This is a genomic window from Pseudoalteromonas sp. S2755 (assembly GCF_005886535.1).
GTDB lineage: Bacteria > Pseudomonadota > Gammaproteobacteria > Enterobacterales > Alteromonadaceae > Pseudoalteromonas.
Genome location: NZ_PNDS01000113.1, coordinates 24,277 through 32,898, shown reverse-complemented (window position 1 = coordinate 32,898; position 8,622 = coordinate 24,277). Strand labels below are relative to the sequence as shown.

The following is an 8,622-nucleotide window of genomic DNA, read 5'->3' as shown; positions in this document are numbered from 1 at the left end:
GTGTTAATAGCTGGCTATTGCAAGCAGAGTTAAGCTAATAGTAAGGAAGGGATAACAGCTGCTAGAGAACAAGTTGTTATCCCGAATTCTGGATATTTAAAAAGCCAGTAAACTGAGTTCGTTTAACTACTATACTAACTCAGTAGTTTATTAAGTGCCTGAAGTGGGTGCTTTGGTTTTATTCCCTTAAAGCGTTTAACCTGACAGCGACAAGAGAAACCTGTCACTAATACTTCATCTTGAGCCGTGCTATCAATATGATGCTGCCAAGAGGATTCATAGAGCGCTCTTGAATTTTCTTGGTTTTGCGCTTCGTGGCCATAAGTTCCTGCCATGCCACAACATCCGGTATTGACCGCTTCTAAATTAGAGTTCAATTTATTAAAAATGCCTTGCCAAACACCTTTTGATTCAGGCATTGCTGTTGTTTCTGTACAGTGGCTTATTAACGTAAATTTTGACGGACTGATTGTCGCAGCCGTCGGGATTTCAACAGTTGAAAGCCATTCATGCGCCAATTGTACTTTAAAGTTACCCCTACTCTTTTTCAGGATATCATTATATTCATCGCGATAGCACATCACCAAAGAAGCATCGAGCCCAACTAAAGGCCTGTTATATTCGCTGATTTTATTTAGAAACTTCGCGGCAGTCTTCGCGGTCGATTTAAATTCCCTTAAAAAGCCTTTAACGTGCTGTGGTTTACCGTTTGGTTTGAATGGTAATACGAGGGGATAAAACCCAAGTTTTGATATAACTTGCACAAAGTCCGATACTAGTTCTGCTTCATAGAAACTAGTAAAGGGGTCTTGAACAACAAATACCACGCTCTGCTGTTCTTCATCGCTTAACTTTTCGAAACGGCCCTCTGAATAGAAATATTTGTTCGGCACTAACTTGTTAAGCTGCATCTTACTTAGTGCCGGCGAGTCAACATAGCCAATTAGCCGTTCAACGAAAAAGTTTGATATGCGATTACTTTGTAGAGCGTTAACTAAATTTGGAAACTTAGCCATAGTAGGTAGTGCACGTTCAATGTTCGCAACTAGGTAGTCTTTAAGTGGTCGATTATAACGGCTGTAGTAGAAGTTTAAAAACTTAGCGCGAAACGTAGGAACATCAACTTTTATTGGGCATGCCGTTGTACACGCTTTACAGGCTAAACATTCATCCATCGATGCTTTAACTTCATGGGAAAAGTCATATTCGCTTTTCTTTCGGGTATTTAGAAAGCGCTCCCACCAAGTAGTGTCATTTTCATGGTTGATTAATTGTTTTTCTGTAGCAATCAAATCAACCCCTTTATTGTTTTGGAGCCTTAACCACTCTTTGAATAAGCCAGCACGTCCTTTTGGAGAGTTTCTGCGATCTTTGGTGACCTTGTACGATGGGCACATTGGTGAGTTATTATCATAATTAAAGCAAAGTCCATTGCCATTACAATTGATCGGTGCTTCGTAGTTTACTTTTACTTCAGTTGGGATTGTTCGGTCAAACCAAGCTCTTTTCTGGGCATCGACTGACACTAATTGGTCACTTGAATCCAGTGGTGTACAAATTTTTCCAGGATTTAAGCGATTGTTTTTATCAAACAAGCTTTTAATTTTACGAAGTTCATTAAATAGTTGCTCACCGAAAAACTCAGGTCCGTATTCACTTCGGTAACCTTTTCCATGCTCACCCCACATTAGTCCTCGGTATTTTGCAGTTAACGCCACTACCTTATCCGAGATCACACGTAGTAGCTTTTCCTGTTCGGGGTCGCACATATCAAGCGCTGGGCGGACGTGTAAAACACCGGCGTCAACATGACCAAACATACCATAATCTAATTGGTAACTATCAAGTAACTCTCTAAATTCAATGATAAAATCAGCAAGGTTTTCAGGAGGAACGGCTGTATCTTCAGCAAAAGCAAGTGGCTTTTTATTACCCTTGGCGTTACCCAATAAACCAACTGATTTTTTACGCATTGCATAGATCTTAAGGATATCCGCCTTATCATTGGTAAGTTGATAGCCAATAACACCTGCTTCTTTGTTCGCAATAAGCTGATCCAATCGTTGACATAAGCTATCGACTTTAGACGAAATTTCATCTTCTGATTCACCATTAAACTCAACCATGTTAAGACCTTGCATCTCAACACCAGGTACATCTTGAATTAAGTCCGATACTGAGTGCCAAATGATGTCTTCTTTGGCAAGACCTAAGACTTTACTGTCAACGGTTTCGACCGAAGTTGCATTAGCTGAAACCAAGAAAGGGCTGTTTCTGAGTGCAGATTCAAATGAATTATATTTAATATTGATCAAAGTTTTAAATGGCTGAATTGGCGTTAAATTGAGTTTTGCTTCGGTGACAACACCAAGCGAACCTTCAGAGCCCGTAATAATTCGAGATAAGTCAAAAGTGGTTAGTGAATCGTCGAATACATTTTCGAGGTCATAACCCGTTAAAAAGCGGTTTAGTCTCGGAAATTTTTCAAGTATAAGTGCTCGATTGTTTCGACAGATCTCGATGACATTAGCATAAATGTGAGAAGTCTTTGAATTTTGCTCAGCTAGTAACTCCGCTTTGTCGATTGCTAACTTTGAGGTATTTAGTTCTGTACCGTCCACCAAAAAGGTTTTTAACCCAAGTACATGATCGCTAGTTTTGCCATAAACGAGAGAGCCTTGACCCGACGCATCAGTATTTACCATACCACCTATCGTTGCTCGGTTACTGGTGGAGAGATCTGGCGAAAAGAAATAGCCGTAAGGTCTTAGAAAGTCATTAAGCTGATCTTTGATTACACCCGCTTGAACCCGAACCCAACCTTCTTGTTCATTGATCTCAAGAATTTCTCTCATGTGTCTCGAAAGATCTATCACGATACCGGGTGTAAGTGATTGACCATTCGTACCAGTTCCTCCGCCTCTCGGACCAAAGGTAAGAGATAAAAACGGGTCTTGTTGGGCGATTTCCAGCGCAAGCTGTACGTCTCGATTTGTTCTAGGAAACAATACAGCTTGAGGAATTTCCTGGTAGATACTATTGTCGGTTGACGTAACAAGGCGAGTTGCGTAACTGGTATCAATGTCTCCACTAAAACCTGCATCAGTTAGTTTGCTTTTATAGAGGTTGATAAGTTCGTTTGCAGAATCCTGCTGACTAATATTTGCGATCATGACGGTATATTTTACTTGCTTTAAATTAATTGTATCACGAAGGATTAATGATCAACTTGAGAATTTTATGGTTTGTTACAATTGGAAATAGTTTATTTCACCACACATCTTATACTCTTATTGTATAGGAGGAAATAACATGAAAATTATTTACGACCTTGCTGGTATTGTGTTTTGTATTCTAGCATTGATCTTCTTTGTTGTGCCCGGTCCATCGGTCATCTTTTTGCTGGCGGCCTTGGTGTGTTTCTCGATGAATCACAGAGGAGCAAAGAAGCACTTAAAAAGTGTGCAGCGTTTGTTTAAGCTTGGCTGCGAAAAGTTAGATAGGACATTTCAGAAATGAAGTGGCCCCGGTGTGTCACATCGGGGCCATTGAATTATTTAGTAAACTTTTCAGCTAGATAAAGCCAAGTTTCAAGTACTGTATCTGGGTTAAGTGAAACAGAATCAATGCCCTCTTCAACTAACCAAGCGGCAAAATCTTCATGATCCGATGGACCTTGACCACAAATACCTACGTATTTGCCTTTCGCTTTAGCAGTTTGAATTGCCATTGAAAGCAGTTTTTTGATAGCCGGGTTTCGCTCATCAAACAGATGCGCAATAAGACCAGAATCGCGGTCCAGACCAAGTGTTAATTGGGTAAGATCATTTGAACCTATCGAGAAGCCGTCGAAATACTCTAAAAACTCTTCAGCGAGCAGGCAGTTTGATGGTAGTTCACACATCATAATGACTTTTAGACCATTCTCACCACGTTTTAGACCATGAGCTTCAAGAATTTCAATAACTTGAGCTGCTTCTTCTAGAGTACGAACGAATGGGATCATGATTTCAACGTTAGTTAAATCCATCTCATTACGAACACGTTTGATAGCTTCACACTCTAATGCAAAACACTCTCTAAAGTCTTCCGAAATGTAACGAGATGCGCCGCGGAAACCAATCATTGGGTTTTCTTCTTCAGGCTCATACTGCTGACCGCCAACCAAGTTTGCATACTCGTTTGACTTAAAGTCAGACATACGAACGATTACACGCTCTGGAGCAAATGCCGCACCTAGCGTAGAAATACCTTCAACTAGCTTGCTGATATAGAACTCTACTGGTGATTCATATCCTGCGATTAACTCTTTAATTTCAGCCTGTAGCTCTGCATCTTGCTTATCAAAATGAAGTAGTGCTTTAGGGTGAATACCAATCATACGGTTGATGATAAATTCAAGACGCGCAAGACCGATACCTGCATGTGGTAACTTCGCAAAATCAAACGCGCGATCTGGGTTACCTACGTTCATCATTATCTTCATTGGAATAGCTGGCATTGAATCGATGCGAGAAGAAATAACGTCGAATTCAAGTTCACCTTTATAGATATAACCTGTATCGCCTTCAGCACATGAAACTGTTACCGTGTCGCCGCTAATGATCAAATCGGTCGCATTACCACACCCAACTACAGCTGGGATCCCCAGCTCACGCGCAATGATTGCAGCGTGACAAGTACGTCCACCACGATTCGTTACGATAGCAGAGGCACGCTTCATGATAGGCTCCCAATCAGGATCCGTCATATCAGTAACGAGTACGTCGCCTTGCTTTACTGAGTCCATTTGGTCAATCGAAGTCAGGACTTTAACTACGCCAGAACCAATCTTATGACCGATTGCACGACCTTCAACAATAACTTCAGACTTTGACTTTAGCTGGAAGCGCTCCATTACGTTCGCATCTTCGTTTGAACGAACGGTTTCTGGACGGGCTTGAACGATATAAAGCTTACCGTCATTACCATCCTTCGCCCATTCGATATCCATTGGACGACCGTAGTGCTTTTCGATAATAACAGCTTGTTTTGCTAATTCTTCTACTTCTGCGTCTGTAATCGAGAATTGGTTAGATAGTGCCGAGTCTACATCAACAATCTCAACTTGCTTTCCGTGAGACTCATCACTTGAGTAGATCATTTGGATTGCTTTTGAGCCAATATTTCTCTTAAGAACAGCAGGTTTTGCTTTTGCAAGCGTTTGCTTATGAACATAAAATTCATCTGGGTTTACTGCGCCCTGAACTACCATCTCGCCCAAACCATAGCTAGAAGTAACGAAGACAACGTCTTCGAAGCCTGATTCGGTATCGATTGAGAACATAACACCAGAAGACGCTTTGTCTGAACGCACCATACGCTGAATACCAGCAGAAAGGGCCACACCTCTATGATCATAGCCTTGGTGTACACGATAAGAAATAGCGCGGTCATTAAATAGCGAAGCAAATACATGCTTAATGGCGACCATTACGGCATCTATGCCACGAACGTTTAGGAAAGTTTCTTGTTGGCCAGCGAAGGAGGCGTCTGGCATATCTTCTGCTGTCGCTGATGAACGAACAGCAAAGGAGACATCTTGGCTTGCGTCACCGTGTAACTGGCTATATGCCTCACGGATTGCTTTATCTAATTCTGGTTGGAATGGTGTATCGATAACCCATTGTCTAATTTGGGTGCCGACTTTGGCTAATTCGTTGACATCGTCAACATCGAGAGTATCTAGGATTGAGTGGATTTTTTCATTGAGGCCTGACTGCTCAAGAAATTCATTAAACGCATCGGCTGTTGTTGCGAATCCACCAGGTACTTGTACACCAGCGTTAGCAAGGTTAGATATCATTTCACCTAGAGAAGCGTTTTTACCACCAACTCGAGGTACATCTTGCATACCCAACTCTTGATACCAGAGAACGTAGTCTTGCACGGAACTGTCTCCAAAACAAATTGTATTAAATGTGAGAGATTAATTGACCTTTCCACTTGGTCAAGGGCATTCTACAACGGTAAGGCAGTCTTCGTAAACCGCGATGGCTTATTTTCAACAATTTCTGAATGAATAATAGCAAAATGAGAACAGCATTTTATATTTCCGATGGTACCGCTATCACCTCTGAAGTGTTTGGTCACGCAACGCTTTCAATGTTCCCTGTAGAATTTAATCACCAAACGATACCATTTGTAGAAACAGTAAAAAAAGCAAATGAAATCAAAAAATTAATAGACTCGGTTGCTGAGGCTTCAGGTGAAAAACCATTGGTGTTTTTTACATTCGTTAATCCAGAATTGTCCGATATTATTTTATCGTCGCAAGGGGTTTGTTACGACTTTTTATCTTATGCGAGCGAAATAGTAAAAAGAGAGCTAAAAGTTCAGCCGGTGCCAAAAATGCACCGCACGCATAGCATTCACGAATCTTCTTATGATTTTAGAATAGATGCAGTTAACTACGCGCTTGCAAATGATGATGGAGCAAATATCAAGGATTATGACGAGGCAGACATCATATTGGTTGGTGTCAGCCGCAGCGGTAAAACGCCGACAAGCTTATATTTGGCATTACAATATGGGATAAAAGCTGCAAATTACCCAATGACAGAAGATGATTTAGAAAGTGGAAGACTGCCTAAATGTTTGGATAAATATAAAGGTAAGCTATTTGGTTTAACCATAGATCCTGAAAGACTAGCTGCAATTAGACAAGAGAGAATGGCAAACTCAAAGTATGCGTCAATCAGACAATGCCGAATTGAAGTCAAAGAAGTCGAGATGCTATTTAAAAAGAATAGAACGCCTTACTTGAATAGTACACGTTATTCCGTTGAGGAAATATCAGCAAAAATCATTTCTGAAACTGGGCTAAAACGCCATAAGTACTAAAAAGGCCGCATTGCGGCCTTTTGTTTGTTATTTATACTGTTTTTCGAGCGTCTTTTAGTAGATCAGCAACTAAAAAGCCTAGCTCTAAAACTTGGTCTGCGTTTAGGCGCGGATCACACTGGGTGCGGTAACGCTGAGATAAGTCTTCGTCCGATAGACCGTAGGCACCACCAACACACTCAGTGACGTGTTGTCCAGTCATTTCTAAGTGGACACCGCCAGGGTAGCTACCCTCAGCTTTATGCACTGCGAAGAATTGACTGATTTCTCTCAGGATATTGTTAAAGCTACGTGTCTTATATCCTGTGCTCGCTTTTTCAGTATTTCCGTGCATCGGATCCGAAGTCCAAATAACTTTGCGACCTTCTTCTTGTATCCTACGAACTAATTTAGGCAGTTTTTCCGGTAGCACATCTGCACCCATACGTGTGATAAGTGTTAGACGACCAGGAATGTTATCTGGATTAAGCGCATCGACAAGTTTAATTAACTCATCTTCTTGCATTCCCGGGCCTACTTTTACGCCAATTGGGTTTTTAATACCACGGAAAAATTCGATATGTGCGTGATCTAATTGGCGCGTACGTTCACCAATCCAAACAAAGTGAGCAGAACAATCGTACCAGTCCCCCGATAAGTGGTCTCGTCTAGTTAACGCTTCTTCATAACCTAACAATAGTGCTTCGTGTGAGGTATAAAGTGGAGTTTCTTTCAGGCTTGGTGCTACGGTTGAGTCGATACCGCACACTTCCATAAACTCAAGTGCTTCTTGAATACGTTCAGCGAGTTGTTGAAACTTATCTTTTAGTGGATTTGCAGCCACGAAACTCATATTCCAGCGATTTACTTGATGCAGATCTGCAAGACCACCCTGCGCAAATGCGCGAAGTAGGTTAAGTGTTGCTGCTGACTGATGATATGCTTTCATCAATCTATCAGGGTCTGGGATACGTGCTTCTTCAGTAAACTCAAAGCTATTAACGATGTCACCACGATATGAAGGTAAAGAAACACCGTCAATAGTCTCAAAATCTGAAGAGCGGGGCTTAGCATACTGCCCTGCCATTCGAGCAATTTTAACTACCGGGCATTTACCGCCATATGTTAATACGACAGCCATTTGTAAAAGAGTCTTGAAGGTATCACGAATATTAGCTGCACTAAAATCTGAAAACGATTCTGCGCAATCACCACCTTGCAATATAAAAGCTTTACCTTCGCAAACATCTGCTAGGCTTTTATACAAGCTTCGCGTCTCTTCTGCAAAAACGAGCGGTGGTGCTGAATTTAGTTCTTTTTCAACTGATTTTAATTTCTCTGAATTTGGGTATTCAGGTTGCTGCAAGATAGGTTTATCTCTCCAGCTATTTGGGCTCCAATTAGCCATTGTATTTTCCTCATTCCAATATGTGTTACCACCATTGAACAGTACCCCAAGCCCCTTTATTCATCAAGAAAAAACTTTCGTTTGTTTTAAATAAGAACACATCATACATTAAGTTCTATTTAAATCCGCACCATTTGTTAAAACTTTTTTAGTGATTAATCACGAAATACCCCTCTTAATAAGTTGATTTTTAATACATCTCTTCAACTAGAACGAAGGCAAGTCTTAATTTCACGAATATCGGAATTTTAAGATCTAGTTCTTTAGGTCGTTACAATAGGCTTCATTGTCGATTTAAGATCCTAGAAGCGATGTTACTTGTAAACCTGCTTTATGGCGCTATCTGATGGTAG

The 8,622-nt window shown here is 41.0% G+C and carries 5 protein-coding genes; 2 read left to right on the top strand and 3 right to left on the bottom strand.

Translation table 11 applies throughout. The features are described from left to right. Nucleotides 1-134 precede the first annotated feature (134 nt). Entirely contained in the window at nucleotides 135-3,173 is a 3,039-nt protein-coding gene (ydiJ, locus tag CWC03_RS17360; protein ID WP_138582953.1) for a D-2-hydroxyglutarate dehydrogenase YdiJ, read from the bottom strand. A gap of 139 nt (nucleotides 3,174-3,312) precedes the next feature. Here ydiJ and CWC03_RS17355 point away from each other — a divergent pair, with 139 nt between their 5' ends. Continuing rightward, nucleotides 3,313-3,519, top strand: a complete 207-nt coding sequence (locus CWC03_RS17355; RefSeq protein WP_138582952.1) for a YbaN family protein — start codon at nucleotides 3,313-3,315, stop codon at nucleotides 3,517-3,519. 34 nt (nucleotides 3,520-3,553) lie between these two features. On the opposite strand, the gene ppsA is transcribed toward CWC03_RS17355, so the two are convergent. Then, on the bottom strand, nucleotides 3,554-5,929 hold the full coding sequence (ppsA, locus tag CWC03_RS17350) for a phosphoenolpyruvate synthase (RefSeq protein WP_138582951.1): 2,376 nt from the start codon (nucleotides 5,927-5,929) through the stop codon (nucleotides 3,554-3,556). A gap of 143 nt (nucleotides 5,930-6,072) precedes the next feature. Between ppsA and ppsR the strand changes: the two genes are divergently transcribed. Continuing rightward, entirely contained in the window at nucleotides 6,073-6,882 is an 810-nt protein-coding gene (gene ppsR, locus CWC03_RS17345) for a posphoenolpyruvate synthetase regulatory kinase/phosphorylase PpsR (protein WP_138582950.1), read from the top strand. A gap of 31 nt (nucleotides 6,883-6,913) precedes the next feature. On the opposite strand, the gene CWC03_RS17340 is transcribed toward ppsR, so the two are convergent. Beyond that, nucleotides 6,914-8,269: a class II 3-deoxy-7-phosphoheptulonate synthase gene (locus CWC03_RS17340; protein ID WP_138582949.1), complete on the bottom strand. Its 1,356-nt coding sequence runs from the start codon at nucleotides 8,267-8,269 to the stop codon at nucleotides 6,914-6,916. Nucleotides 8,270-8,622 lie beyond the last annotated feature (353 nt).